Below are 25843 nucleotides of genomic sequence, written 5' to 3'. Positions count from 1 at the left end.
CGGGGCTAGACAAGTCAGCCCATTGCAGCCCCCGCCCGCCCGTCCTACCTTCCGCCCAACACGTCCCGGAGGACCCAGATGACCCACGCCCCGCAGCCCGTTCGCCTTGCCGACTACACCCCCTTTGGCTACCTGATCGACAGCGTCGCGCTGTCCTTCACCCTCCACCCCACCGCGACGCGCGTGAAATCCAAGATCGCCTTCCGCCCGAACCCGGATCAAGACGCCACCGACCCGCGTTTTTTCCTGCATGGCGAACAGCTTACCCTCATCAGCGCCGCGATCGACGGCGTGCCCTTTGCCCCCGTCGTTACCGACGCGGGCCTGTCCTGCCCTGTCCCCGACGCGCCCTTCGTGTGGGAGGCCGAGGTCGAGATCAACCCCCAGGCCAACACCGCCCTTGAGGGGCTCTATATGTCCAACGGCATGTATTGCACCCAATGTGAGGCCGAAGGTTTTCGCAAGATCACCTATTACCCCGACCGCCCCGACGTCATGGCCCCCTTCACGGTGCAGATCGACAGTGACCTGCCAGTGTTGCTGTCCAACGGCAATGAGACCGCCCCCGGCCAGTGGACCGATCCTTGGCCCAAACCCGCCTATCTGTTTGCGCTGGTGGCGGGCGATCTGGTGGCCCACTCGGACCATTTCACCACCGCCTCCGGTGCGCCCGTGGACCTCAACATCTGGGTGCGGCCCGGTGACGTGGACAAATGCGCCTATGCGATGGACGCCCTGAAGCGCTCCATGCGGTGGGACGAGACGGAATATGGCCGCGAATATGACCTGAGCGTTTTCAACATCGTCGCCGTGGATGATTTCAACATGGGCGCGATGGAGAACAAGGGGCTGAACATCTTCAACTCCAGCTACATTCTGGCCTCCCCCGAAACCGCGACGGACAAGGATTATCTGTGGATCGAATCCGTTGTGGCCCATGAATATTTCCACAATTGGACCGGAAACCGCATCACCTGCCGCGATTGGTTCCAGCTGTGCCTGAAAGAAGGCCTGACGGTTTTCCGCGATCAGCAGTTCACCAGCGACGTCCGCTCGGCCCCCGTCAAACGGATCGAAGATGTCATCAAGCTGCGCGCGCGCCAGTTCCGCGAGGATGCCGGGCCGCTGGCCCATAACGTGCGCCCCGAGCAATTCATTGAAATCAGCAACTTCTACACCGCCACCATCTACGAAAAAGGCGCCGAGGTGATCGGCATGTTGCGCACCTATCTGGGGGCGGATCTGTACCGTGCCGGGTGCGAGCTGTACTTCAACCGCCACGACGGGCAGGCCTGCACGATCGAGGATTGGCTCGCCTGTTTTGAAGAGATCGCCGCCGTCGACCTGAGCCAGTTCAAGCGTTGGTATTCCCAAGCAGGCACGCCCAAGGTCAGCGCCTCTTGGCGGCGCGACGGCGACAGCCTGCACTTGAGCTTTTCGCAGCAGGTGCCGCCGACACCGGGCCAACCGATGAAAGAGCCCGCGAAGATCCCGGTCTCCCTTGGGCTCTTGGCCGGCGACGGGACCGAGATTCTCAGCTCCACCCTGATCGACCTTGATGGGCCGTCCCTTGATCTGACTTTTGACTTGGCCGCGCTGTCGGGCGGCACCGCGCCTGACCATGTCGTGCCCTCGATCCTGCGCGGCTTCTCGGCGCCTGTGGTGCTTGATATGGAGATGACCGCCGCCGACCGCGCCCTTCTGCTGGCCCACGACACCGATCCTTTCAATCGGTGGGAAGCCGCGCGGAGCCTGTTGAAAGAGGTACTCGTCGCCGAGATTTGCCACGGGGAAGCGGGCCAGAAAGACGCGCGGGCTATGGTCTGGAACGCGCTGCAAGACTTCTGCAATGACACCACACTGGATCCCGCGTTCATCGCCCTCGTGCTCAGCTTCCCGTCGGAAGATGACCTGACCCAAGCCACCGTGGACGCGGGCGTTGTGCCCGACCCCACCCTGATCGCTCAGGTCCGCGACGCAAGGATGCGTGACGTGGGTGCATGGCTAAAGCCCACGCTGGAAGGGTTCATTGACGCGGTGGACCCCGATGCTCCGTTCTCCCCCGACGCCGCCAGCGCGGGCAAACGGGCGCTGCGCAACACCGCCCTATCGCTTCTGAGCAGCCCCTCTGATCTGGCCCGCGCGCAAGATGCCTTCGCCTCGGCCACCAATATGACCGACCAACTTGCCGCGCTGGCCATTCTGATCCGCTGCGGCGACCGCGACGCCGCCGCCGCGTTCGAGGCACAGTGGCAGCACGAACGGTTGGTATTGGACAAATGGTTCATGATCTCGGTCGCCAGCGCCCCAAGCGCCGAGGCTTTGGATACCGCCGGAGCGCTCAGCCACCACGCGCTGTTTGACTGGAAGAACCCCAACCGCTTCCGCGCGTTGATTGGCGGGTTGGTCGCAAACCCCGCCGCCTTCCACGACCCCTCGGGGCGTGGCTACGACTTCGTGGCGAAATGGCTGATCAGGATGGACGGCGCGAACCCGCAAACCGCGGCCCGCATGTCCTCGGCCTTTGACACATGGCGCCGCTACGACGCGGACCGCCAGGCGCTAATGCAAAACGCGCTATCGCGCATGGCCGCTTCTCCGGGGCTCAGCCGCGACTTGGCCGAGATGGTATCGCGCATGCAGGCAGCCTGACCGCGCTACCGCAAAAGCTGCGTCGCGCTCCAGACGATGCCGATCAGGATCGGCTGGTGGATCAGGTAAATCAGCAAGGAATGCCGCCCCGGCAAGCCCGCCAGACGCGCGGCGCGTGTCGGGGTTTGTGTGGTGACGCGAGCCCAAATGCCGAAATGGCTGGCCAGCTTTGACGCCGCGATCCCGGCCAGAAACGGCGCGAACCAGGGGAAGATCGGCTCGTAATCCACCGTGCTCAGGGGGATTGTCTGCAACCCGCTCCACCACCAATAGGGCGCATTGAACATCGGCCCGCTCAGGAAGTTTGGCGCGTAGAAAACAGCCACGGCCAGCGCCGCGATCACTACGACGGGCAAGCGCAAGACGGCAAGGCCCAGAAGGCTGCACAGGGCGATGGAATGCAGGATGCCGAAGAACACAAAGGCATGGGGGAAGGCCAGATAGGTGCCAATGCTCACCAATGCCGCCGCCCCCACGATCACCGCGAAGCGGCGCAGGAACGCGGTCCAACGGATGCCATTTGCGTGCGCCAACCACAGGCCCACCCCCGCAAGAAACAGGAACGAGCCCGCCGTGCCCACCGCCAATGCCCGCCAAAAGCCCGTGGTTGCGGTCCCGAAGGGGACGTGGCCGAACATCTCCAGATCGAAGGTGAAGTGGAATACCGCCATGGCGATCAACGCGAGGGTCCGCGCGATGTCGAGGGCGGGAATGCGCCCTTTGGCGCGTGCATCTATTGGGGCGTGGGTCATGGCGCTTGTCTAGCAGCCCGCTTTCGGCTTGCCCATCGTGCAATCTGCGCCCCGATTGAGGCACCTTTCCGCGACTTGCCCCCACAGCACGCCCGAAAAGCAACACTCGGCGGCCTTAACCGTTCCCTAATCTGGGCACAATTGGCCCTCTATATCATCGCCATGACAGATACTTTTGAATATGCATCCCGCCCCGGAAGTGCCAGCCTAAGCATTCTCAGCTTTACCGGCCTGAGCGCTCTTACCGTGTTCCTGTGGCAGATCGCCCCCGGCTTCGTGCTCCTCCTGATGGTGCCGGCGCTGCTGGTGTGCCTGTTCCAAGTCACCCGCGTACCCACCTACGGCATAAAGATGACCCGGTCATCGTGGAGGATCCATGGCGGGAACGAGGATATCGTCATTCCCACCGCGCAGATTTCCCACCTGAGCGTGATCAATCGTGGCGCCGATCGCCGCATGGGCCTGATGCTGGAGGACGGGACCGAGATTGTCCTGCCGCTGCAATGCTTGCCCGATCCCTACGACATGATCCGCGAAGCTACGAACCGCGGCATTCCGGTTCGCGAACGGTCTTGATATGGCCATCCTACGTGAACAAAGCCCCCTTTCGCGGGGGCTTTTTCGTTTGCGCCTATAGGTTTACGGGCCGAGGCACGGGCCGGACGTCCTGGGCCGAGACCGGATGCGGTGACAGCACCCGCGCTTCATCCAGCATCGGCGCCTCATCCAGCATCGGCAGGTTTGCACCTTCGGGCCGCATCACCGGGCGCATTTGCGGGGCGCTGGCCTGACAATATTCCTGCTCTCGCACCCAATTGCGCATATCCTCGCGTTTGCGCGCGGAATGGAACGGCCCCCAATCGGCGGCCACGCCGCGCATCCCTTCGGACACGACATCATCACGGGGCACAGTCACCCCCATGATCCGCACGCCGCAGCGCAGGTTAGCTGCGCCGTTCAACAACGCCTCGCCCGAGCGGACATCGCAATCGCGCCACCGCGCCGTCCCTGGAGAGATCTGCACCAGCCCGAACCATTGCCCGCCACCGCCCACAGCGCGGGGGTTATGGGTGCTTTCGTGCCACGCGAGCGAGGATATCAAGCCAGTCCAAAACGCGGCCCGCTGCTCGGGCGAAGCATCCAGATAGCCGGGGCACCAGGCGCCGATATCGCGCGGCTCGGTCTCCAGCAGCGGCGCGCCGGGTCCGCGCAGGGCCGCCAAGACAGCCGCCGTCCAACGGGGGCCGCGCGGGTGTTCATCCCACCTTGCGGCGGGCACGGCCCACGAATCGCGCACCACGGGGCGCAGGCTGCTATCTGGGGCCAACTCACTGATCTCGGGCGCGTCATCTGCCACCTCTGGCACAATCGCCAGATCGGGCAGCCCGTCCCCGTCGGTCGGGACATGCAGCAAAGGCGCCGCCCCCGAAGGCACCGCCTCGATCGAGCCATCGGGCCCCGCCACGGCAGAGGTCACTTCGACCGCCGCCCCTTGGGTTGCCGCCCCCACAACCGCTTCAACTTGCCCAAAGGCAAGCCCCGGCGCACAGGCCGTCACAGCGGCAAAGCCACTGGCAAAAGAAATAAGACGCAGAACGCCCATTGGCAGCCATCCCCCCAGGTTTGGCACAGGGCATGAACATGCCCGAATAATAAGCAGCAAAGCAAGGGGGCGCAAAGAAACCATGGACCCCGGTAAAACAGCTCGCGGTTAAAACGTGGTTAAGTCGCGCAATAGGGCTGCGAGGATATCCACTGGCGCATTTCTTCACGCTTGGGCGCTTGCACGAACGGCCCCCAATCTGCGGCCACCCCGCCGCGGGAGGCGGCTACAACGCCATCACGCGGCACGGTCGTGGCCCAAATCCGCATGGCGCAAGAGATATTGGCGTCCCCGTCCAGCAAGGCCTGGCCGCTTGTCGCCTGGCACCCGTAGTGACGCGCCGTGGCCGGGCTGATCTGCACAAGGCCAAACCAACGCCCGCCGCCGCCGACCGCTTGCTGGTTCCATGTGCTTTCATGGCGGGCCAAGGCCGACATCAAGCCGGTCCAGAACGCCTCTCGGTTCTCCAGCGGCGCTTCGGGATAGGCAGGGCACCACTGCGCGATATCGGCAGGCACCAGCGTTGGCAGCACGCTGGCGTGGGTGTCCAAAGCCGCGAACGCCGTCGAGGTCCACGAGGCCCCATCGGGGCGATGATCCCACCGCATCACCGGAATTTCCACCACTTCCACTTCGCGCTCGAAGCCGGGAAACGAAATGTCCGACAAGGCATTGCACGCCGTCAAACTCAGCACCGCAGTCATACATACCCCGAACCGGGCCACGCGGGAAAACACACTCATCACTTCTTCACTCTATATAAGGCAGACGTTTTTGATCGACCGGAGGTGCGCGGGGACATCGTTCAAATCAACCCATCCCCCTTGTTCCCTTGGGAAAAACGGCTGGTTTCCGCCCAAAAACCGGGGATTCGGCATGAAAATGGGCCGAAGCGTATAAAACACCCCGGCCCCTTTTACCGTCATTTCAGTCCTGTTCGGCGCAAGAGAATCAGGCAGCCGAGCGTTCGTGGCGGCCTTCTTCGACCTCTTCAATGATCTTCGTCACGAAGGCTTCCAGATCATCGGGGTTCCGGCTGGTGATGATCCCGTTGGAAATCGCCACCTCGCTGTCTTCCCATTTCGCGCCAGCATTTATCAGGTCCGTCTTGATCGACGGGTACGAGGTCATCTCACGCCCCTCAACCACGCCGGCTTCCACCAGCATCCATGGGCCGTGACAGATCGCAGCGACGATTTTGCCCGTCTCCACGAACTCTTTCACCAGCGCCACGGCATCGGGTTTGGTGCGCAGGATATCGGGGTTGATCTGGCCGCCGGGCAGCACCAAAGCGTTGTAATCGGCGGGGTTCACCTGATCCAGCGTCAGATCAACGCCGACCTTATCGCCCCAATTCCCGCCATCCCAACCGGTGATCTCTCCGGCTTCGGGGGCGGCCACATGCACCTCGGCCCCTGCGTCGCGCAGCTTTTTCAGCGGCACTTCCAGCTCCGATTGCTCAAAACCGTGGGTGGACATAATCAGGATCTTTGCGTTGCTCATCTCGGGCATAATTCATGCCTCCTTTGCATTGGGTACGGGGGCCCAACGTGACGAAGCCCAATCGTGTTCCATCCCACTCTTGCCCGGCCCCCGCCCCTGCCCTAAACCACCTCGCAACACATTGCCGGAGACACCCATGCTCGACCTCACCTATGACACCCCGAAACCTCGTGTGATTGCAGGCGCCAAGCAAGATTGGGAGCTTGTGATCGGGATGGAGGTTCACGCCCAGGTCTCCACCAACGCCAAGCTGTTCTCTGGCGCTTCCACCAAATTCGGGGCCGAGCCCAATTCCAACGTCGCCTTCGTGGACGCGGGCATGCCCGGCATGTTGCCCGTCATCAATCAGGCCTGCGTGGATCAGGCCGTGCGCACGGGTCTGGGCCTGAAGGCCGAGATCAATCTGGAATCCGCATTCGACCGCAAGAACTACTTCTACCCGGACCTGCCCCAAGGCTACCAGATCAGCCAGCTCTATCACCCCATCGTGGGCGAAGGCGAAGTGCTGGTGGAACTGGGCGACGGCAAGGCCCGCCTTGTGCGCATCGAACGCATTCACCTTGAACAGGACGCCGGAAAATCCATCCACGACATGGACCCGGCGCTGTCGTTCGTCGACCTCAACCGCACCGGCGTGGCGCTGATGGAGATCGTCTCCAAGCCCGACATCCGCTCGCCCGAGGAAGCCGCGGCCTACGTGGTGAAGCTGCGCCAGATCATGCTGTACCTCGGCACCTGCGACGGCAACATGCAAAACGGCAACCTGCGCGCCGACGTCAACGTTTCGGTCTGCGCGCCCGGTCAGTACGAGAAATATCAGGCCACGCAGGATTTCTCCCACCTCGGCACGCGGTGCGAGATCAAGAACATGAACTCCATGCGCTTCATTCAGCAAGCCATCGAGGTTGAGGCAAAGCGCCAGATCGCCATCATCGAAGGCGGCGGCACGGTCGATCAGGAAACCCGCCTTTACGACCCCGACAAGGGTGAAACCCGCTCCATGCGGTCCAAGGAAGAGGCGCATGATTACCGCTACTTCCCCGACCCCGATCTGCTGCCCCTGACCTTCGATCAAGCCTATGTCGACGGCATCGCCGCCAATCTGCCGGAACTGCCCGACGCCAAGAAGGCGCGGTTCATTGGCGACTTTGGCCTGTCGGATTACGATGCCTCGGTTCTGACCGCCGATGTGGAAGCCGCCCAGTATTTTGAGGCCGTGACCGCAGGCACCAAGAACGGCAAACTCGCCGCCAACTGGGTGATTAACGAGCTGTTCGGCCGCCTGAAGAAAGACGAGCGCCAGATCGAAGACAGCCCCGTGACACCCGCCCAATTGGCGGAGCTGATCGAACTGATCGAAGCCGACACGATCTCGGGCAAGATCGCCAAGGACGTGTTCGAGATCAGTTATACCTCTGGCCGCTCGCCCTCCGAGATTGTGGAAACCGAAGGTCTCAAGCAGGTCACGGACACCGGCGCGATTGAAACGGCGGTGGATGAGATCATCGCCGCCAACCCCGATCAGGTCGCCAAGGCGAAACAGAACCCGAAACTCGCGGGCTGGTTCGTGGGTCAGGTGATGAAAGCCACCGGCGGCAAGGCCAACCCCAAGGCCGTCAACCAGATCGTCTCGGCGAAACTGGCCGAGTAGGCGATGCGCCTTCGCGATCCGCTGGCCACCCATAACGAACGGATCAAGCTGCGTGCGGGGTTTCTGAACGCGCTTGCAATCGGTTTTCTGGGCTTTGCGCTGTTGCGGCCCCTCGTGGAAGGTACATTGACCGTTAACCTTCTGACGCTAGTATTTTTGGGCACCGGGGTAGCTTTGCACGCCGGGGCCAACTATATTCTAAGGTACTTAGAAAAGGAGGATGACTGACATGGAAAGCCTGAGCCTTCTTGCGATCCCCGCCTTTGCTCTTGCCTTGGCGGCGGCCCTGATCTGGGATTCCCGTCGCACCGCGCGCCGCAATGAACGGGTTAAGCACCCTGCCGAATAAGGCCGCTTGGGTGGATTTGACAGCCACTCAGAATTCCCCTGCCCGCCTCATGGCACAGGCGAAATGACCTTCAACCTATCTGCGACGTCCAGCCCAACAGGCCCTTGCCCGTCCTCCTTAGCCGCGCCATAACGCCCCCATGAAAACCGAGTACAAAGTCGTCCCCGCCCCCGAAAAAGCCCGCAAGCAGCGTGGCCTCAAAGGCGCTGCATTGTTCGCCCATTCCGTTGAGGCGTTGATGAACGAATTGGCGGCTGAAGGCTGGCAATACCTGCGTGCCGACACCCTCCCGCATGAGGAACGCTCGGGCCTGACCAACAAGACCACGACCTACCGGAATTTGCTTGTTTTTCAGCGCGTCGTGGATGGTGAAGTGACGCAAACGCCGCCCCACGAAACCGAGACCGTGGCAATCGTTGATGTGACCGGAACCGAGAGCGACGATGACTTTGAGGATGAACCAGACGATGACGAAGTGGTAAACCTCTGGGACGCCCCAGATGAGGCGCCCGCGCCCCTAGTCGCGGATCGTAAGGGCTAGGGCGTGGATCTCTGACATCAGCTCGGCCCCAATCGCCGCATGCACCGCCCGGTGCCGCGCGATCCGGCTAAGCCCTTGAAATTTATCGCTTTCTATAAGCACGTTAAAATGGCTCTCGCCGCCATCCTGATATCCCGCGTGGCCCCGATGGGCCTCGCTATCGTCCACAACCTCAAGATGTCTCGGCGCAAAGGTTTCGCGCAAAGCCGCCTCAATTTTCTGTGCCCGTGTCATCATTTTCACCCTCTAAGACCTTCCCCTCAGCCGCCAAAACACTAAACTGCTTACTCCCAATGATACAGGTGCATTCCCATGGCCGACAAAGATCCCTTCAACTTCGATCTTAGCGTCAAGTCTGACAAGAAGAAGCGGCGCACAGGACGCCGTGGCATGTCCGGCGCCGTCGAGACATCTCAAAGACCATGTGAAGCGCCCGGCTGCCAGGAGCCAGGCCAATACCGCGCGCCCAAAGGCCCTGATAATCTTGAAGAATTTCACTGGTTCTGCCGGGACCACGTTCGCGAATACAACCTGAAATGGAACTTCTTCGAGGGCACGACAGAGGCCGAGATGAACGCCCAGATGGATCGGGATCGGGTGTGGGATCGCCCCACAAAGCCCCTGAAACGCTCCGCCGAGGAACGCGCTTGGCAGCGGTTGGGCATTGAAGACCCCCATCAGGTTCTGGGCCAGAACGCGACGCAAAATCCGGGCCGTGGTGCGGGCTCCAAGGGGCGTCGTCTGCCGCCCACGGAACGCCGCGCGGTGGAGATCCTTGAGGTCAAGGACAACGCCACGAAGCCGGAAATTCGCAAGGCTTACAAAGCCCTGATCAAGGTGCTGCACCCTGATATGAACGGCGGCGACCGCTCGGATGAAGAGAAGCTGCAAGAGGTCGTCTGGGCCTGGGATCAGCTCAAAGTCAGCCGCAACTTCGCGGACTGACACGCCCTGAAACGGTGCGGTCAATGCGCCCTGGATCGACGGAAACGCCTTGGCCCACCACGTTCACACTCTCATCCTTGGCGCCGGGGCCGCGGGCCTTATGTGCGCCGCCCACGCCGGGCCCGATACCCTTGTAGTGGACCACGCCAAAGCCCCCGGAGAGAAGATCCGCATCTCTGGCGGGGGGCGCTGCAACTTCACCAACATCTACACCGGCCCGGAAAATTTCCTGAGCGAGAACAAGCACTTCGCCAAATCCGCGCTTAGCCGCTACACCCAATGGGATTTCCTCGACCTCGTGCAATCCCACGGCATCCCCTACCACGAAAAAACCCTTGGCCAGCAGTTCTGCGACCGCTCCGCCAAGGATATCATCGCCATGTTGATGGCGGAAATGGCGCCGGCAAAGCTCTGGCTTCAGACCGAAATTTCCGAGGTGTCCCACCGCGATGGCCTGTTCCACGCCGCCCTCCTGCGGGAAGGGAAGAAAGCCACCGTCACGGCGCGTAATCTGGTGCTGGCCACGGGCGGCAAATCCATTCCCAAAATGGGGGCCACGGGCCTTGCCTACCGCCTTGCGGCCCAGTTCGGCCATCGCCTCACCGATACGCGCCCCGGCCTTGTTCCATTGACGTTCGAGGGCGCGGCGAAGGAACATTTCGCCGCCCTTTCCGGCACCTCTGTGCCTGCCCGCGTGTCGTGCAATGGCACCAGCTTTGACGAAGGGATGCTGTTCACCCATCGCGGGCTTTCGGGGCCGTCGATCCTGCAAATCTCCTCCTATTGGGTGGAGGGGGACGCGCTGTCGCTGCATTTACTGCCGGACACGGACCTGTTTGACACCCTCCGCAGCCGCCGCACCCAGGTGGGCAACAAGGCGTTAACCACGGTGCTCGCCGACCTTTTGCCCAAGAAGTTGGTGCAGCATTTGGCCGAGACCTGGGAGATTTCCGGCAACCTTGCCGATCAATCCGACACCGCGTTGCGGACGTTGTGTGACCGTTTGACGGGCTGGCCCGTGACCCCGACCTCATCTGAGGGCTATCGCACCGCAGAGGTCACCTTGGGCGGCATTGCCACCGATGGGCTGTCGTCGAAAACGATGGAAAGCCAGCATGTTAGCGGCCTCTATGCGATTGGCGAGGCGGTCGACGTGACGGGCTGGTTGGGGGGGTACAACTTCCAATGGGCGTGGTCCTCTGGCGTCGCCGCGGGGCGTGCCATTACCGCAAGCCGCTAAGCGCGCCAGAACGTGGCGGTGAACAGCACCAGAACCGCCATCAACTCCAACCGACCGATCAGCATCGCCGCCGACAAGATCCACTTGGCCGCGTCGTTGAGCGTGGCGAAGTTCCCGCTTGGCCCGATCACATCCCCAAGGCCCGGTCCGATGTTGCCCAAAGCCGTGGCCGCGCCCGAAATTGCCGTGACCACATCCAAGCCCGTCAGGCCCAGGAGCACCGCGAAAATGCCAAGGAAAACAAAGAACAACACGAAGAATGCCATGACGGAAGAGATGACTTCCTCGCCCACGGGGCGGCCCTCGAACTTCGGTTCAAAGATGCCGTGGGGCGCATAGAGGCGCTTTACCTGGGTCGAAATCGACGCGAACAGCAGTTGGTAACGGAACACCTTGATCGAGCACGACGTCGATCCAGCGCAGCCGCCGATCAGGCCGATAAAGAAGAACATCACCGGCACCGACGGCCCCCAAAGCTGGTAATCCACGCTGGAAAACCCGGTGCCCGAGATGATCGAGGTGACGTTGAACAGCCCCTCTCGCAACCCGTGCTCCACCGTGTCGCCGTTGGCCATCAGTCGGTAAAACGTGAAAATCAGCGTAAGGATCGCGATGGTCGCCAAATAGGCCCGTATCTGCGTGTCGAGGAAGAACGGCCGCGCCGTGCCCGCCACCAGTTGGATATAGCGCACGAACGGCAGGCTCGCGAGGATCATGAAGACGGCGGCGACGTATTCTGCTGGCCCCTGAAACGTGCCGAACGACGCGTTGTAGTTGGAAAAACCGCCCGTGGACATGGTGGTGAGCGCATGCATCAGCGCATCAAACGGCCCCATGCCAACGGCCAGATAGGCTAGGCCACAAGCCACGGTCAAACCCAGATAGATAACCGAAATCCGGCTGGCGATCTCACCGGCGCGGGGAAGGATTTTCCCCATGGTGTCAAAGGCTTCCGAGCGGAAGATCTGCATACCGCCCACCCGCAGTTCCGGCAGGAACACCATCGCCACAACAATGATCCCGATGCCGCCAAACCACTGCATCAATCCGCGCCACAGGTTCAGACCATGGGGCAGATTGTCGAGGTCCGTCAGAACGGTAGAGCCCGTTGTGGTCAGCGCCGACATCGCCTCGAACACCGCATCGACGGTGCGGGCGTCGGTATCGCCGAACACGAAGGGCAAGGCACCAAACAGCGGCAGCACCAGCCACACGCCCGTGGTCAAAAAGAACGTCTGCTGGATCGAAAGCCCCTCGGACACCCCATTGGCGCAGGCCAGCGTCAGCAGCATCCCCACGACGACCGTGATCGCCGCCGCTTCCGCAAACGCCCCCCAATGGCCGTTGCCCTGCCAGACATCGGCTCCCAACGGGATCACCATGGTGACACCAAGGGTCAGGACCAAAAGGCCAAGAACATAGCCCACAGGGCGCACATCGAACATAGGCGGAGCGTTGGCGCGACCAAGCGCGGCTGTCAAGACGGCCCCGCCGTCGCGGTGGCGGCTTGGACCACTAAAGGATTGATTTGATGCATCTCTGCGGCTACCGTTTGGTCAACTTGGTACTGTAAGACGTCGTCTTCCACGGCAAACACACCGCAGGACACGTTTGGGCCATTGGGCGAAAGGCTGCGAGAGGGGATGGAATTAATGACGAAAGATGCCCCTTTGGGTAAGGCAAAATCGCTCTCTGACGGCGATATTTCGACATACGCGCGCCGCGCTGGCCCCGCCTCGGGCGCGCCGGGCACTGATTCCGATGCCCACAGCGATTCTGACGCCCCCGCCACCGATCACGATGCCGCCCCGGCGACGGATAAAGACAGTTAACGCATAACGATAAAAAGCCAGACCCCGGCGCCTTGCCGGAAACAGCATTCAACCCAGCCCATTTGCAAGGGAGATCGCCAAGATGGACGATAACACGAACGACAAGAAAAAAGACGCCTCCAAGGGCAAACCGCTTTCTGCGGATCAGATTACCTCGAAGCGAATGGACCGCCGCGCGGTTCTGCGCAGCGTGGGCCTTGCGGGTCTGGGTGCCGGTGCCATGGGCGTGACCGCTTGTGTGCCCTACGGCGTAACGGATGTGGACAACGGCAACATCACCGATCCCATCGGCGCAGGCCGCGGCGCACCGCTCAGCTATCGTTCCGGCACAACGGACCGCGACTGGGGTGGCAACATCACCGACCGCGTGGGCTATGGCCGCGGGCGTCCCTACTACTAATTCAGGGCACTACGCCTGACAAGAAAGCCCCGGCAATACTGCCGGGGCCTTTTGTTATCAGGGCCTTACAAGGCGACGTTAAGGCTTCGCGTTAGCCTTTGTGGATCAACGACCCGAACAGCTTTGGATCAAGGCTGGCGTCGGCGAAGGTGTCGCCCTCGGTCAGAAGGCTGACCGCATCATGGCTGTGCAGGCTTTCCTGATGGCTGGCCAGGACGCGGAAATCACCAACGCCTGCGTGATCCTGCAACTGCTCTGCAAACAGGCGAGCGGCGTCTTCGACGAAAATCGGATTGGCGGCGTTAAGCTCGGCGAAGGCTTGTTCATCCTCTCGCTTCACCATCACTTGGGTCTCGGTCGGGACGGCACGGCGGGCGGCCTCGATCAGATCCTCGAACGTGATCCCCTCCCCCTGCTGCACCACAGACAGACGCGCCACGGAGCGCTGCGAATGGGGCGTCGCCAATTGTCCGCGCGTGGCACGGGCATGTTCGCTTAGTTCCAGAGAGCACGGGCAAGTGGAGGAATAGACGTAATCCAAATGCACGATCCGCTGCCGGACCCCGGCGCTTTCCACCAGCTCCAGCGAGATATCGTAATATTGCCACCCCGTCAGGCCCGAACGCAGGCTTTCCACCTGCATCGGAAAGCTCATCCCCATCTGGATGCGGGCGTCGAAACTGCCAAGATCAGCCTTGTAATCGTCCAGCGCTGCCTCGATCACGTCGAAACCAAAGGCCGCGTCGGCGTGTTTGTAGAAGGACCGCATGATGCGGCTCATGTTGATGCCCTTCTGGTCCGCCTCCAGGCTGACAGTGCCAGTAACCGAGGTTTCCAGAAGCATTTCGGCCCCGTCGCGAAGGCTGTAACGCAACGGCAGGCGGAAGTTCGATATCCCCACATGCTGGATGCGCCGCTTGGCCCCTTTGATCAGGGACGCCGGGCCGTTTTGAAGGTCTGGCAGCGTGGCGCGATAGGCCGCATCCGCTTTAAAATCAGCGGGATACACATTCGAGAGGCCCGGCGCGCGCAGCACTTGCGCAAGCGCGGGCTCCAAGGCTTCAATCTGATCAGAGGACGCATCCGCCGCCCAAGCATTCAGAACCGCGAGGGCTTCCTGGGCTTGTTGGCTGGATGGTTTTTGATCGGCGGTCTTAACATGAATGTTCACGTGCCACCCCTTCCTTCACTGTTTCTCAGATAGATATGGCCTAAAATTCCCAAAACCCAAGCGCTGTTTTCCCGAGGCATACCGCCGCAGAGCGTTTTTAGGAACAAAAACAACACGTTGGGCGAAAGCGTCACAATAGTGTGCGAGCCGTTTTCCTGCCGGGTTGGCGCGAAGCCGCCGCCTCAGGCCGCCGCGAACCGCCGCACGAGGCGCTTTTCCATGCGGGCGTTAGGGATTTTCACCCCCGAACGCTCCACCTCCTGGCGCTGCACCAGACGCCAGCCGTGGCGCAGGAAGAAGGGTTCTGCCAGAAGGCTGGCCTCTGTCTCCAAGGTCAAATGCCCCTTCACACGGGCCCTCCCCTCGATGACGGCATAAAGGGCCGAGGCCACGCCCTTGCCCATGAACTCCGGAGAAACATAAGCGAAATCGAGGAATCCCGTCTCGATATCCAAGGTCATGAAGCCCAGAAGCGTCCCATCGCGCTCAGCCACGATGGTTTCGGCCTCCTCAACCCGCGCGCGCCAGCCCTCGCCCGTGGGGGGCGCGGGGGACCAGGCTTCACGCTGCTCGGGGTCGTACTTCTGCGCCGCCCCCTCACGCACCGCGCGGTGGAACAATGTCGCCAAGGGGATCGCGTCGGCCGGGCGATAGGGCCGAATGATAAGCCCGTTCATGCCGCCCCCAATGCGCCCAAAAGGTCGGCCATCAGATCGTCGGTATCCTCCAGGCCCACGGACAGGCGCAACAGGCCCGGCGTGACGCCGACCTCGGCACGTTGCGCGTCGGTCAGGCGCTGGTGGGTCGTGGTGCCGGGGTGGGTCGCGATGGATTTTGCATCGCCCAGATTGTTGGAAATCGTGAATATATCCAAGGCGTTAAGGGCACGGAACGCGCCGTCTTGGCCGCCTTCAACCTCGACCGAGATCACGGTGCCGCCCGCCCCCATCTGCGCCGCGCAAAGGGCGTGCTGCGGATGGGACTTCAGCCCCGGATACAACACCCGCGCCACGCCTTTGGCACCTTCCAGCGCCTCGGCAATCGCCTGTGCGCTGGCGGCTTGGGCACGGACCCGCAGGTCCAGCGTTTCCAACCCCTTGAGCATGACCCAAGCGTTGAACGGGCTCATCGCGCCGCCGGTATGCTTAAGGTAAGGCTCCACGGTTTTGCGGATGAACTCTTCGGTGCCCAAGATCACGCCGCCAAGGCACCGGCCCTGCCCGTCGATATGTTTGGTGGCAGAATAAACAACCACATCAACCCCTTGGGCGATGGCGTCGCTGAACGTGGGCGTGGCAAAGACGTTGTCACAAATCACCGTCGCGCCGACGGTGTGGGCGATCTCGGCCACGGCCCGGATATCAATGATTTCAAGCGTCGGGTTCGAAAGCGACTCGAAGAACACCGCCTTGGTGTCTTCGCGCACCGCTGCGCGCCAAGCGTCCAGATCGGTGCCGTCCACGAACGTCACCTCTACGCCGAATCGCGCTAAGATTTCGTCAAGAATGTAGTGGCATGATCCAAACAGCGCCCGCGACGACACCACATGATCCCCGGCCCGTAACATCGACGTCAGCGCGCCTGACACAGCCGCCATGCCCGATGCAGTGGCAAAGGCCGCCTCCGCCCCTTCCAGCGCGGCGATGCGGTCCTCAAACATGGCGACCGTCGGGTTGCCGTAACGGGCGTAGATATATTCATCCTCGCCCGATTTGATGAACCGCGCCTCGGCATCCTCAGCGGTGTCGTAGACGAAGCCCTGGGTCAGGAACATCGCCTCGGAAAGTTCACCATATTGCGAGCGGCGGCTGCCGGCGTGGACCGCACGTGTGCGTTTGGACCAGTTTTTCTTGGTGGTATCTGTCATACCCCATTCTCCATTTCAGCGGGCGGGGGCCTGCCTCAGGCTCCGATATCCCATAGTTATGGTCGGGGACGGCGCTGCATTGCAGCGGCCTCGACCTCTTTAGCGGAATGTTTAACGTGGCCCGCAATCCGGTTCACAAATCACCACGGGGTTGGCCTACGCCCACGGGCTTTTCGCGTCAAGATGCAAGCGCGTGCCATGGGGGAGCGTGCAATACGCTTTCCCCCCAATCCCCCCTTGCGATCACGCCCCCGTGACCCGATCTGTTTCCCACACCAGCGCTGCACGGCAGCAAACCGCCTGCCTCTCTGGTTTTCGACGCAAAAACTGCATAACGTTGCAGGTGACAGAGCCTATCATTCGTGAAAGGCACAACTAAACGGCAAGAATGGGGTCCATATGTCATCCAGCTTTCTTCAAGGCGTGTCTTTCTTCGTGCTGATCCTTGTGATCCTCGGCGCGATTTTCGGCGGATTCGGAGCGCTTTAAGCATGGCAAAAAGATATGGTGGCGAACATAGCCCCACCGGGCAACGCGACGGTGAGACGCCGCGCGAAATGGTGTCTCATCAGAAGATGGAAGTTGCCCCCTTCAAGGGACGCAAGCCCATGCGCCACGGGGCCAAGCTGAACATTCTGTTCATTCTGCCTTTGCTGACGATATTCTCGGTCCTGTTCAACTCGGGCGTGACCGAAATGGCGACGGATCTGGCAGGCGGTGCCTTGCTGCTGCTGGCCGCTTGGCTGACCCGCGATGGTGTGCGTGCCGAAGATGCGTTCAACGAACGCAAAGTGGCCCGCAAACCCGCGATCCCGCGCAAGATCTTTGGTGCCGTGGGCACCGGCATGGGCGTGGCCTTCCTGATCCTTGGCGGATCGGATTTCAGCGCCGGGTCCATCGTTGCCGCCAATGTGGTGGGCTTCCTGGCCGCGGGCCTGCACCTGTTTTCGTTCGGGTTGGATCCGTTGAAAAACAAGGGGATGGAGGGGATGGACACCTTCACCTCTGACCGCGTCGCGCGCAAGATTGATGAGGCCGAGGCCATCTTGGCCCGCCAGAAAGAGGCGATTGCCCGCGTCCGCGACGCACAGCTTGAAGCCCGCGTGGATCGCTTCCAAGATGTGGCCCGTGGCCTGTTCCGCCAGGTCGAAGAAGACCCCCGCGACCTGAACGCCGCACGGCGCTATCTGGGCGTCTACCTGCAAGGCGCGCTGGACGCGACGGTGCAGTTCGCCAACCTCTATTCACGCAAGACCGATTACGCGATCCGCAGCGACTACATCGCCTTCCTCGACGATCTGGAACAGAACTTCGCCGCCCGCAAGGAAACGCTTCTGATCGACGATCGCACGAATTTCGACGTGGAGATTGAGGTCCTGCAAGACCGCCTGAACCGCGAAACACAATACTTGGAACGACAGGGATAAGATTATGGAAACCGAAACCCACCAAAAGGCCCAAGAGGTCGAAACGATGGTTAATGAGCTGAACGCAGTTGTGCTGCCCGAACCCTCTGCCGATCTGGTTCCCCTGCCCGAAGCAGACGCGCCGACGTCCGAGCAAATCCGCTCGCGTATGGCCGAGATCAACATGAACGACACGAATTCCATCGTGTCCTTCGGCTCCTCCGCCCAGGCCGAGTTGCAGCAGATTTCCCAAGCCATGCTGGCCGGCGTGAAGAACAAGGACGCAGGCCCCGCCGGCGACAGCCTGCGCGAGATCGTCGGCACCATCCGCGGCTTCTCGGTTGATGAACTGGACCCAAACCGCAAACAATCCTGGTGGGAGCGTCTCTTCGGCAAGGCCAAGCCGATCCACGATTTCATGGCGAAATACGAGGACGTGCAGGAACAGATCGACAAGATCACCGACAACCTGCTGCAACACGAGCATGTCCTGATGAAGGACATCAAGTCGCTCGACAAACTCTACGAGAAGACCCTCGATTTCTACGACGAACTGGCGCTCTACATCGCCGCCGGCGAAGAGAAGCTGAAGGAACTGGACGAGCAGACCATCCCCGCCAAGGAAGCCGAAGTCGCCGCAGCGCCCGAGGATGACCAGGTCATCAAGGCCCAGGAACTGCGCGACCTGCGCGCCGCCCGGGACGATCTGGAACGCCGCGTCCACGACCTGAAACTGACCCGCCAGGTAACGATGCAGTCCCTGCCCTCGATCCGCCTTGTGCAGGAAAACGACAAGTCGCTGGTCACCAAGATCAACTCCACCCTCGTCAACACCGTGCCGCTGTGGGAAACGCAACTGGCCCAGGCCGTGACGATCCAACGCTCCACCGAGGCCGCCAAGGCGGTGAAGGAAGCCACCGACCTCACCAATGAGCTGCTGACCCGCAACGCCGAAAACCTGCGTGAAAGCAACCGCATGGTCCGCCAGGAGATGGAGCGCGGCGTCTTCGACATCGAAGCCGTCAAGCACGCCAACGCCGAACTGGTGGCCACGATCGAGGAAAGCCTCCAGATCGCCGACGAAGGCAAGCGCAAGCGCCGCGAAGCCGAAGTCGAGATGGAGAAGATGGAGCGCGAATTGCGCGACACGCTGTCCTCGGCCTCTGCCCGCCGCCCGGCGGCCGATGCCGATGTGATCGACGGCGACGCCACGCCGGTTCAGTCCTGAGCCGCACCGTGGTTCTTTGCCGCTATCTGCCCATCGCGGTGACGCTCGCCCTCGCGGCCTGCGTCACCGTCACTGCGCCCGAAGTCTCGCCCATACCAGAGCCTCGGTCCGAAGCCGCCCCCAATACAACCGCATCCCCCCCGTCTGAGCTAAGCCAGGCCCTCGCCCGCTACTATCGCAGTTCCGAGGCCCGGCTGGTGGGCCGCGGCATGCTGCGGACCGATGGCGGCGGCCCCGATACGCCCTTCACCGCCGATGAGCTTGCCGCCAATTTCGAACGCATCGCGCTCTACGATGAATATGAACTGGTAAATGGACGCTTTGTCGCCCGTCAGTCCCCCTCCACCCTGCGCCGCTGGACCGCGCCGGTGCGCCTGCAACCCCATTTCGGCGCCTCGGTCGAGGCCGGACGGCAGGCCGAAGACCGCGCCATCCTGGGCACCTACGCCGCGCGGTTGACCCGCCTCACCGGCCATTCCGTGCGGGCCGTGAACAGTGGCGGAAACTACCACGTCCTGTTCATGAACGCCGACGCCTTGTCAGATTCCGCACCGCTTCTGCGGCAACTGGTGCCAAGCATCAACGACGCCACGATCCGTGAAATCCAGGACATGGGCCGCCTCACCTATTGCTCGATCTTCGCCTTCTCGCTTACCGGCACCTCGGAATATATCGCCGCGATCGCGGTGATCCGTGACGAACACCCCGACCTCCTGCGCCGCTCCTGTGTGCACGAAGAAATCGCCCAGGGCATGGGCCTTCCCAACGACAGCCGCACCGCGCGTCCCACCATCTTCAACGATGACGAGGAATTCGCCCTGCTCACCCGCCACGACGAACTGCTCCTGCGCATCCTCTACGATGACCGCCTCTCCATCGGCATGACCCCAGACCAAGCGCGTCCCATCGTGCGCCAAATCGCCCGTGAACTGGTCGGCGGCCCCTCCTAGGTCGCCCCCGTCCCCGCCTTGCCCCCACAAGCACGCCGCGCCCCCACACGACCGCACCCCACACGACCGCGCGCCCCGCGCAAGCGCGCCCCCTCCCCTTCATCTTGGCAAATACAACTCAATCCCGCCCTCTCCGCCCCACCGCCGTACGATAAGGTGAAAAAACGGTAAGGTTTCCCTCCCCCACTTCTCTGTAGATTGGCGGCGGTCATACCTATATCATTCGGGAAAACGCACAATATTTCAGTGGGAGTTGCTAGCGCATGGCCATTATGGATTTTCTCAAAGGTCAATTTATTGACGTCATCGAATGGACGGACGACAGCCGTGACACGATGGTCTACCGGTTTGAACGCTATGGTCACGAGATCAAGTACGGCGCCAAGCTGACGGTGCGCGAAGGCCAGGTTGCGGTCTTCATCCACGAAGGTCAGCTGGCCGATGTGTTCACCCCGGGCATGTATATGCTTGAAACGAACAACATGCCGATCATGACCTCGCTCCAGCATTGGGACCACGGCTTCTCCAGCCCCTTCAAGTCCGAGATCTACTTCGTGAACACCTCCCGGTTCACCGATCTCAAGTGGGGCACCAAGAATCCCATCATGATCCGCGACAGCGATTTCGGCCCCACGCGCATCCGCGCCTTCGGCACCTACACCGTGAAGGTGCAGGACGCGGGCCTGTTCATGACCGAGATCGTCGGCACCGATGGTGAATTCACCACCGATGAAGTCACCCACCAGATCCGCAACATCATCGTGCAGCAGTTTTCCCAGGCCGTTGCAGGCTCGGGCATTCCGGTGCTCGACATGGCCGCGAACACGGGCCAGATGGGCGAGGTTGTGGCCGAGAAGATCTCTCAGACGATCTCCAGCTACGGCCTCACCCTGCCGGAATTGTATATCGAGAACATCTCCCTGCCGCCTGCGGTAGAGGAAGCGCTCGACAAGCGGACCTCCATGGGCGTGGTCGGCGACCTCAACAAGTACACCCAGTTCCAGACGGCAGAGGCCATGGCCGCCGCCGCCTCCACCCCCGGCTCCGGCATGGGCGAAGGGCTCGGCATGGGCTTGGGCATGGCGATGGCCAACCAGATGGCGTCCAACATGCACCAGCCGCAACAACAGCAGCCCCATCAGGCCGCCCACGCCGCGCCCCCGCCGCCGCCGGTGGAACACGTCTGGCACACGGCGGAAAACGGCGCCACAAAAGGCCCGTTCTCCAAAGCGACCTTGGGTCAAATGGCCGGCGACGGCTCGCTCACCCGCGACACGATGGTCTGGACGGCAGGTCAGGACGGCTGGAAGAAGGCCGGAGAGGTGCCCGAGCTGGCGCAGCTGTTCACGGTAATGCCACCGCCGCCTCCACCGCCGATGTAAGCGGCCAAGAAAAAAAGCCCCGACGCTCACAGCGCCGGGGCTTTTTCTTGGAAAGCGTCACTGCCGGGACAGGCACCGACGTGCCGGTCCAAACAGCCCCGCTTTTAGCCGACATTTTCCAGCAGGAAGCCCAATTGCGTCCCGCCCATGCTCAGCCGGCCCTCGCCGCCCCGGCCCATCGCGTCAGCGCCCAGGGCTGCAGCCGCGCTGGCGACCGGCAGCAGGAAGCCCAGACCGGCGGTGCGGCCATTGACTTCGATCTCCAGACGACCCCGCGCGCCGCCACTTCCGAAGTCACCAAACGTCATGCTCTCGATGATGATCCATGCCGTGTTGGACCCGACACTGACCGTGACCTCCTGTCCCATGACGCTTCTGCCATCAAAACCTTGCAGCCGCTCAGCGGGGGGCATGCCAATGTTGAACCTCGACGAGGGCGGCATTCCAATATTGAAGCCCAGGCGCGTCACCTCCAACAAGAAGCGGTTTTCACCTTGTTGGGTAATCGTGGCCCGCGCCCCTTCCTGGGATGCGGTGACTTGGACCAATCTGCCCTCTTGGGCACCGGCAATCATCGGAACGCTCAAGAGAGGCAGGGAAGCGAATGCGGAAAGAAGGGTTCTGCGATGCATAAAGGTAACTCCATAAACAAAAAAATCGGGAAGAACTCCCTGAAGGACCGTAGGGGATTTCGATCGGGCCGATCAAGGCTCTCTGCGTCTCGCCGACCTCATGGTAAGCGGACTTGACACCAGCCGAAGCCCCTTCACGGGCCAAGCCTGTCCCCCCGCCGCCTCACAGCATCCGCTTCAGCAACCCGTCCTTCTTGAACAGCTGATGCCGCAGGACCAGTCCGATATGGCCCACCATCGCGGCCAGCAGCACCCAGCCCGCCACGATATGCACCCATTTGAAGACGTCTCGCAGGGTATCATCGCGCGGCAATGGCCGGGGCATCTCCCAGACCCCGAACAGGTTCACCCCGTAGTGGCCGTACATCACGTAGAGCCAGCCGCTGATCGGCATCACCAGCATGGCGGTATAGAACACCTGCTCCACCCGGTGGATGAACTTCTGCTCAAACGTCGTCAGGGTCGGGGCCCAGGGCGGCAGTCGCTCCATCAGCCGATTGATGATCCACACCACCGCGACCACCTTGGAAACATAGCGCCCGGTTGCGCCAAACAATTCCGCGTGGGTGCCGCCCCCACCTCGCACGTCCCTCGTACCTGCATCACCGCGCGGGCACGAAATACGGAACCAAACCGCCGCAAGGTGGGTTTAGGAAAGGTCCCCACAGCCGCAACCTCAAAGGAGGGCCACCCATTGTCCATCAGCGAATCCCTCGGCCTTCCGGCAAATTCCACCCGCTCGAAGATCCTCGACCAGATTGACCCAGACCAGTTTCGATGGGCCGTGCCGATCATGCGAGCCGGATACGCCGGGCGCGCGCTTGTCTACGCTTTGGTGGGCGGGGCGTCGATCTGGTCGCTGATCCGTGGCGGGCAGGCGCAGGGGACGCAGGACGTCATGACATGGCTCGGCGGCACATGGGACACTGCCATCCTGTGGCCGATTGCGCTTGGCATGTTTGCCTATGCGATCTGGCGGCTGGTGGACAGCATCTGGGATCTGGAGGCTCATGGAACCGACGCCAAGGGGCTGATTGCACGGGCCGGCATGGTTGTCACGGGCGCGATCCATGGTGGAATCGGTGTTCTGGCCCTCTCGGCCCTGGGTTGGGCCAACGCCTCGGGCGGTGGTGGCGCTGGCGGCGGCGGCAACGGCCCTGTATCGCGCCTGATGCAGACGCCGGGCGGGCCCTGGATCATCGGCATCGTCGGCGTGGTCACGATCCTTGTGGGGGGCTATTACCTGCGCAACGCCGCGCGGCAAGACTACCTTGAGGTTCTGGAGGCCAACGCCTTCACGCGCCGCGCCGACCCGGTTCTACGAGCTGGCGTCGCGGCCCAGGGCATCGTCGTGGCCATCGTCGGTGGCCTGATCTTCTACGCCGCATTCCAGAGTGACGCGTCACAGGCTGGTGGCATCGGCTCGGCGTTTGAGTGGCTGCACGCGCAACCATATGGCCGCGCGCTTGTCGGCGCTCTTTGTGCGGGCTTGATCGCCTTTGCGATCTTCTGCGCCGTCAACGCAGCCTACCGGATTGTGCCAAAAGCGGCGGGCGACGGCACGCGCAGCATGCGCGCCGCCCTCCAAGACTAGGCCGCCTTCCATTCCAAACGGCTGCGGTGAAGCACCGGCTCGGTATAACCACTGGGCTGGTCGCGCCCTTTCAACACCAGGTCCAAAGCCGCCCCGTAGGCGATCCCGTTGAACCCCGGCGCCATCGGTTGATAGAGCGGATCGCCCGCGTTTTGCTCGTCGACGACCTCAGCCATGCGGCGGAACACCTCCACCACGTCGGCCTCGGACACCACGCCGTGATGGAGCCAGTTGGCGATGTGCTGTGCTGAAATCCGGCACGTTGCCCGGTCTTCCATCAAGCCCACGCCGTTCAAATCCGGCACCTTCGAGCATCCAACCCCCTGATCGACCCAGCGCACCACATAGCCCAAAATCCCTTGGGCGTTGTTCTCGACCTCTCTGATGATCTGATCCCGGTCCCAACGCCGATAGGCCGCCAGCGGAATATCCAGAAGCGCCGTCACATAGGCCCGCTTTCCGCCCGCTTGCAGCTTCTCCTGCACCGCCGCCACATTTACCTTGTGGTAATGCAACGCGTGCAAGGTTGCAGCGGTCGGCGAAGGTACCCAAGCGCAATTCGCGCCCGCGCGGGGATGCTCGATCTTTTGCTCCAGCAGGTCCGCCATATCATCGGGCTTGGCCCACATGCCTTTGCCGATCTGGGCCCGCCCACGCAGACCGCATTCCAGACCGATATCCACGTTCTGGTTTTCATAGGCCGTGATCCAGCCCTTGCGCTTGATGAAATCCTTGCGTGAGAACGGCCCCGCCTCCATGGAGGTATGGATCTCATCCCCCGTGCGATCCAGAAAGCCGGTGTTGATGAACGCGACCCGGTGCTTGGCGGCGCGGATGCATTCCTTCAGATTCACCGAGGTTCGGCGCTCTTCATCCATGATGCCAAGCTTGACGGTATAGCGCTCCATCCCCAGCGCGGCCTCTACGCGGGTGAAAATCTCGTCCGCAAAGGCGACTTCTTCCGGCCCGTGCATCTTGGGCTTCACCACATAGACGCTTCCCGCGACCGAGTTTCCGCCCTCGCGGGCCAGATCATGCTTGGCGATCAGCATCGTCACCATCGCATCCATCAGCCCCTCATAGACCTCTGCCCCATCGCGGAGCAAAACCGCGGGGTTGGTCATCAGATGGCCCACGTTGCGCACCAGCATCAGCGCGCGCCCCTTCAGCACTTTCTCCGCCCCGTCCGGCCCGGTGAAAACCCGGTCCTCGGCCAGCGCCCGCGTGACACTTTTGCCGCCCTTCTCGAAGGTCTCAGCCAGATCGCCCTTCATCAGGCCAAGCCAATTGCCGTAGGCTAAAACCTTGTCCTCGGCGTCGACACAGGCGACACTGTCTTCGCAATCCATGATCGCGGAAACGGCGCTTTCAATCCGCACATCCGCCAGCCCCGCCTGATCGCGAGCGCCGATGTTATGGGCGCGGTCAAAGACCAGTTCCACATGCAGGCCGTTGTTGACCAAAAGCACCGCATCGGGCGCCTTGGCGCGGCCGACGTAGCCCGCGAACTGGGCTGGATCGGCAAGCGGCTTGTCGTCCACCAACAGCGCACCCTTTTCCACATGGTAGCGGCGGGCATCGGCGTGGGACGCGCCTTCAATCGGGAAGGTATCATCCAGAAACACCCGAGCGCGCGCCACTACACGGGCACCGCGGCCGCGGTCATAGCCGCCCGGGGCAGGCCGCGATCCCATCGCGTCGGTGCCGTAAAACGCATCATAAAGGCTACCCCACCGCGCATTGGCCGCGTTCAGGGCAAAACGCGCGTTGGTAATGGGCACCACCAATTGCGGGCCCGCAACGGTCGCAATCTCCGGGTCGATCTTGGTGGTCTCAATCTCAAACGCGTCCCCCTCGGGGACCAGATAGCCGATATCCCTGAGGAATTCGTGATACGCATCGGGGTCATGGGCCTGATCGCGCCGGGCGATGTGCCATTGGTCGATCTTGTTTTGCAGTTCTTCACGCCGCGCCAAAAGAGCCGTGTTCTTCGGGGCAAGGTCATGGGCGAGGTCCGAGAAACCTTTCCAGAAATCATCGGAGGTCACACCACTGCCGGGAAGCGCCTGTTCCTCGATAAAATTTGCCAGTTCCGGGGCCACCTGCAGGCCATGTTTCTCGATCCGTTGTGTCACTGGAATGTCC

The 25843-nt window shown here is 62.1% G+C and carries 27 protein-coding genes and 1 riboswitch; of the genes, 15 read left to right on the top strand and 12 right to left on the bottom strand.

Features of this window, described 5'->3' with window-relative positions:
- Positions 1-78: 78 nt before the first annotated feature.
- Entirely contained in the window at positions 79-2652 is a 2574-nt protein-coding gene (pepN, locus tag AADW23_RS12040) for an aminopeptidase N (protein WP_341861183.1), read from the top strand.
- A gap of 5 nt (positions 2653-2657) precedes the next feature.
- Here the strand turns inward: pepN and AADW23_RS12035 are convergent, their stop codons facing one another.
- On the bottom strand, positions 2658-3404 hold the full coding sequence (locus AADW23_RS12035; RefSeq protein WP_341861182.1) for a heparan-alpha-glucosaminide N-acetyltransferase: 747 nt from the start codon (positions 3402-3404) through the stop codon (positions 2658-2660).
- 162 nt (positions 3405-3566) lie between these two features.
- Here AADW23_RS12035 and AADW23_RS12030 point away from each other — a divergent pair, with 162 nt between their 5' ends.
- On the top strand, positions 3567-3980 hold the full coding sequence (locus AADW23_RS12030; protein WP_341861181.1) for a hypothetical protein: 414 nt from the start codon (positions 3567-3569) through the stop codon (positions 3978-3980).
- 55 nt (positions 3981-4035) lie between these two features.
- Here the strand turns inward: AADW23_RS12030 and AADW23_RS12025 are convergent, their stop codons facing one another.
- The 3 genes from AADW23_RS12025 to AADW23_RS12015 all read right to left on the bottom strand — a co-directional run bounded on the left by AADW23_RS12025 (position 4036) and on the right by AADW23_RS12015 (position 6519).
- Positions 4036-5007 (bottom strand): transglycosylase SLT domain-containing protein, encoded by a 972-nt coding sequence (locus AADW23_RS12025; RefSeq protein ID WP_341861180.1) that lies wholly within the window; start codon positions 5005-5007, stop codon positions 4036-4038.
- Positions 5008-5126: 119 nt separating this feature from the next.
- A complete protein-coding gene (locus AADW23_RS12020; RefSeq protein ID WP_341861179.1) occupies positions 5127-5750 on the bottom strand; it encodes a transglycosylase SLT domain-containing protein in 624 nt (207 codons plus the stop codon).
- Positions 5751-5958: 208 nt separating this feature from the next.
- Complete coding sequence (locus AADW23_RS12015; protein ID WP_341861178.1) at positions 5959-6519, bottom strand: type 1 glutamine amidotransferase domain-containing protein; 561 nt, start codon at positions 6517-6519, stop codon at positions 5959-5961.
- Between the two features lie 127 nt (positions 6520-6646).
- On the opposite strand from AADW23_RS12015, the gene gatB reads away from it, so the two are divergent.
- The 4 genes from gatB to AADW23_RS11995 all read left to right on the top strand — a co-directional run bounded on the left by gatB (position 6647) and on the right by AADW23_RS11995 (position 9051).
- Positions 6647-8161, top strand: a complete 1515-nt coding sequence (gene gatB, locus AADW23_RS12010; protein WP_341861177.1) for an Asp-tRNA(Asn)/Glu-tRNA(Gln) amidotransferase subunit GatB — start codon at positions 6647-6649, stop codon at positions 8159-8161.
- A 3-nt stretch (positions 8162-8164) separates the two neighbouring features.
- Positions 8165-8389, top strand: a complete 225-nt coding sequence (locus tag AADW23_RS12005) for a hypothetical protein (RefSeq protein WP_341861176.1) — start codon at positions 8165-8167, stop codon at positions 8387-8389.
- Positions 8382-8510 carry a hypothetical protein gene (locus AADW23_RS12000; protein WP_341861175.1) on the top strand — a complete coding sequence of 43 codons (129 nt, stop codon included), beginning with the start codon at positions 8382-8384 and terminating at the stop codon, positions 8508-8510. Before AADW23_RS12005 ends, AADW23_RS12000 begins: the two co-directional genes overlap by 8 nt.
- Before the next feature lie 139 nt (positions 8511-8649).
- Positions 8650-9051: a DUF4177 domain-containing protein gene (locus AADW23_RS11995; RefSeq protein ID WP_341861174.1), complete on the top strand. Its 402-nt coding sequence runs from the start codon at positions 8650-8652 to the stop codon at positions 9049-9051.
- On the opposite strand, the gene AADW23_RS11990 is transcribed toward AADW23_RS11995, so the two are convergent.
- Positions 9028-9285, bottom strand: coding sequence for a BolA family protein (locus AADW23_RS11990; protein WP_341864325.1), 258 nt, complete (start codon positions 9283-9285; stop codon positions 9028-9030). The two genes, AADW23_RS11995 and AADW23_RS11990, sit on opposite strands and share 24 nt — an antisense overlap.
- A gap of 78 nt (positions 9286-9363) precedes the next feature.
- On the opposite strand from AADW23_RS11990, the gene AADW23_RS11985 reads away from it, so the two are divergent.
- Positions 9364-9996, top strand: coding sequence for a J domain-containing protein (locus tag AADW23_RS11985; protein ID WP_341861173.1), 633 nt, complete (start codon positions 9364-9366; stop codon positions 9994-9996).
- A gap of 49 nt (positions 9997-10045) precedes the next feature.
- Positions 10046-11236: an NAD(P)/FAD-dependent oxidoreductase gene (locus AADW23_RS11980; protein ID WP_341861172.1), complete on the top strand. Its 1191-nt coding sequence runs from the start codon at positions 10046-10048 to the stop codon at positions 11234-11236.
- On the opposite strand, the gene AADW23_RS11975 is transcribed toward AADW23_RS11980, so the two are convergent.
- The gene (locus tag AADW23_RS11975; RefSeq protein WP_341864324.1) at positions 11233-12681 is read right to left on the bottom strand and encodes a TrkH family potassium uptake protein; all 1449 of its coding nucleotides are present in this window, start codon (positions 12679-12681) and stop codon (positions 11233-11235) included. The genes AADW23_RS11980 and AADW23_RS11975 overlap by 4 nt on opposite strands.
- A 207-nt stretch (positions 12682-12888) precedes the next feature.
- Between AADW23_RS11975 and AADW23_RS11970 the strand changes: the two genes are divergently transcribed.
- Both AADW23_RS11970 and AADW23_RS11965 read left to right on the top strand, forming a co-directional pair.
- Positions 12889-13068, top strand: a complete 180-nt coding sequence (locus AADW23_RS11970) for a hypothetical protein (protein ID WP_341861171.1) — start codon at positions 12889-12891, stop codon at positions 13066-13068.
- 82 nt (positions 13069-13150) lie between these two features.
- Positions 13151-13468 carry a hypothetical protein gene (locus AADW23_RS11965; protein ID WP_341861170.1) on the top strand — a complete coding sequence of 106 codons (318 nt, stop codon included), beginning with the start codon at positions 13151-13153 and terminating at the stop codon, positions 13466-13468.
- Between the two features lie 91 nt (positions 13469-13559).
- On the opposite strand, the gene folE2 is transcribed toward AADW23_RS11965, so the two are convergent.
- The 3 genes from folE2 to metZ all read right to left on the bottom strand — a co-directional run bounded on the left by folE2 (position 13560) and on the right by metZ (position 16506).
- Positions 13560-14639 carry a GTP cyclohydrolase FolE2 gene (gene folE2, locus AADW23_RS11960; protein WP_341861169.1) on the bottom strand — a complete coding sequence of 360 codons (1080 nt, stop codon included), beginning with the start codon at positions 14637-14639 and terminating at the stop codon, positions 13560-13562.
- Positions 14640-14821: 182 nt separating this feature from the next.
- Positions 14822-15316, bottom strand: coding sequence for a GNAT family N-acetyltransferase (locus AADW23_RS11955; RefSeq protein WP_341861168.1), 495 nt, complete (start codon positions 15314-15316; stop codon positions 14822-14824).
- A complete protein-coding gene (metZ, locus tag AADW23_RS11950) occupies positions 15313-16506 on the bottom strand; it encodes an O-succinylhomoserine sulfhydrylase (protein WP_341861167.1) in 1194 nt (397 codons plus the stop codon). Before metZ ends, AADW23_RS11955 begins: the two co-directional genes overlap by 4 nt.
- Positions 16507-16584: 78 nt before the next feature.
- A riboswitch (SAM riboswitch) is annotated at positions 16585-16663 on the bottom strand.
- A 334-nt stretch (positions 16664-16997) separates the two neighbouring features.
- Between metZ and AADW23_RS11945 the strand changes: the two genes are divergently transcribed.
- The 4 genes from AADW23_RS11945 (at position 16998) to AADW23_RS11930 (ending at position 21472) form a co-directional block, all read left to right on the top strand.
- Positions 16998-17933 (top strand): 5-bromo-4-chloroindolyl phosphate hydrolysis family protein, encoded by a 936-nt coding sequence (locus tag AADW23_RS11945; protein ID WP_341861166.1) that lies wholly within the window; start codon positions 16998-17000, stop codon positions 17931-17933.
- 4 nt (positions 17934-17937) lie between these two features.
- On the top strand, positions 17938-19140 hold the full coding sequence (locus tag AADW23_RS11940; protein WP_341861165.1) for a toxic anion resistance protein: 1203 nt from the start codon (positions 17938-17940) through the stop codon (positions 19138-19140).
- Between the two features lie 8 nt (positions 19141-19148).
- Positions 19149-20090 (top strand): DUF2927 domain-containing protein, encoded by a 942-nt coding sequence (locus AADW23_RS11935; protein WP_341861164.1) that lies wholly within the window; start codon positions 19149-19151, stop codon positions 20088-20090.
- A 263-nt stretch (positions 20091-20353) separates the two neighbouring features.
- Positions 20354-21472 carry an SPFH domain-containing protein gene (locus tag AADW23_RS11930; protein ID WP_341861163.1) on the top strand — a complete coding sequence of 373 codons (1119 nt, stop codon included), beginning with the start codon at positions 20354-20356 and terminating at the stop codon, positions 21470-21472.
- A 104-nt stretch (positions 21473-21576) separates the two neighbouring features.
- On the opposite strand, the gene AADW23_RS11925 is transcribed toward AADW23_RS11930, so the two are convergent.
- Together AADW23_RS11925 and AADW23_RS11920 are read right to left on the bottom strand one after the other, a co-directional pair.
- On the bottom strand, positions 21577-22104 hold the full coding sequence (locus tag AADW23_RS11925) for a hypothetical protein (RefSeq protein ID WP_341861162.1): 528 nt from the start codon (positions 22102-22104) through the stop codon (positions 21577-21579).
- Positions 22105-22267: 163 nt separating this feature from the next.
- Positions 22268-22690, bottom strand: a complete 423-nt coding sequence (locus tag AADW23_RS11920; protein WP_341861161.1) for a cytochrome b/b6 domain-containing protein — start codon at positions 22688-22690, stop codon at positions 22268-22270.
- Between the two features lie 108 nt (positions 22691-22798).
- On the opposite strand from AADW23_RS11920, the gene AADW23_RS11915 reads away from it, so the two are divergent.
- Positions 22799-23698 (top strand): DUF1206 domain-containing protein, encoded by a 900-nt coding sequence (locus tag AADW23_RS11915; protein WP_341861160.1) that lies wholly within the window; start codon positions 22799-22801, stop codon positions 23696-23698.
- On the opposite strand, the gene AADW23_RS11910 is transcribed toward AADW23_RS11915, so the two are convergent.
- Positions 23695-25833 (bottom strand): malate synthase G, encoded by a 2139-nt coding sequence (locus tag AADW23_RS11910; protein ID WP_341861159.1) that lies wholly within the window; start codon positions 25831-25833, stop codon positions 23695-23697. The two genes, AADW23_RS11915 and AADW23_RS11910, sit on opposite strands and share 4 nt — an antisense overlap.
- Positions 25834-25843 lie beyond the last annotated feature (10 nt).

This window comes from Gymnodinialimonas sp. 57CJ19 (assembly GCF_038396845.1).
Taxonomy (GTDB): Bacteria; Pseudomonadota; Alphaproteobacteria; order Rhodobacterales; family Rhodobacteraceae; genus Gymnodinialimonas.
This window is presented reverse-complemented; position numbering and strand designations above follow the sequence as displayed.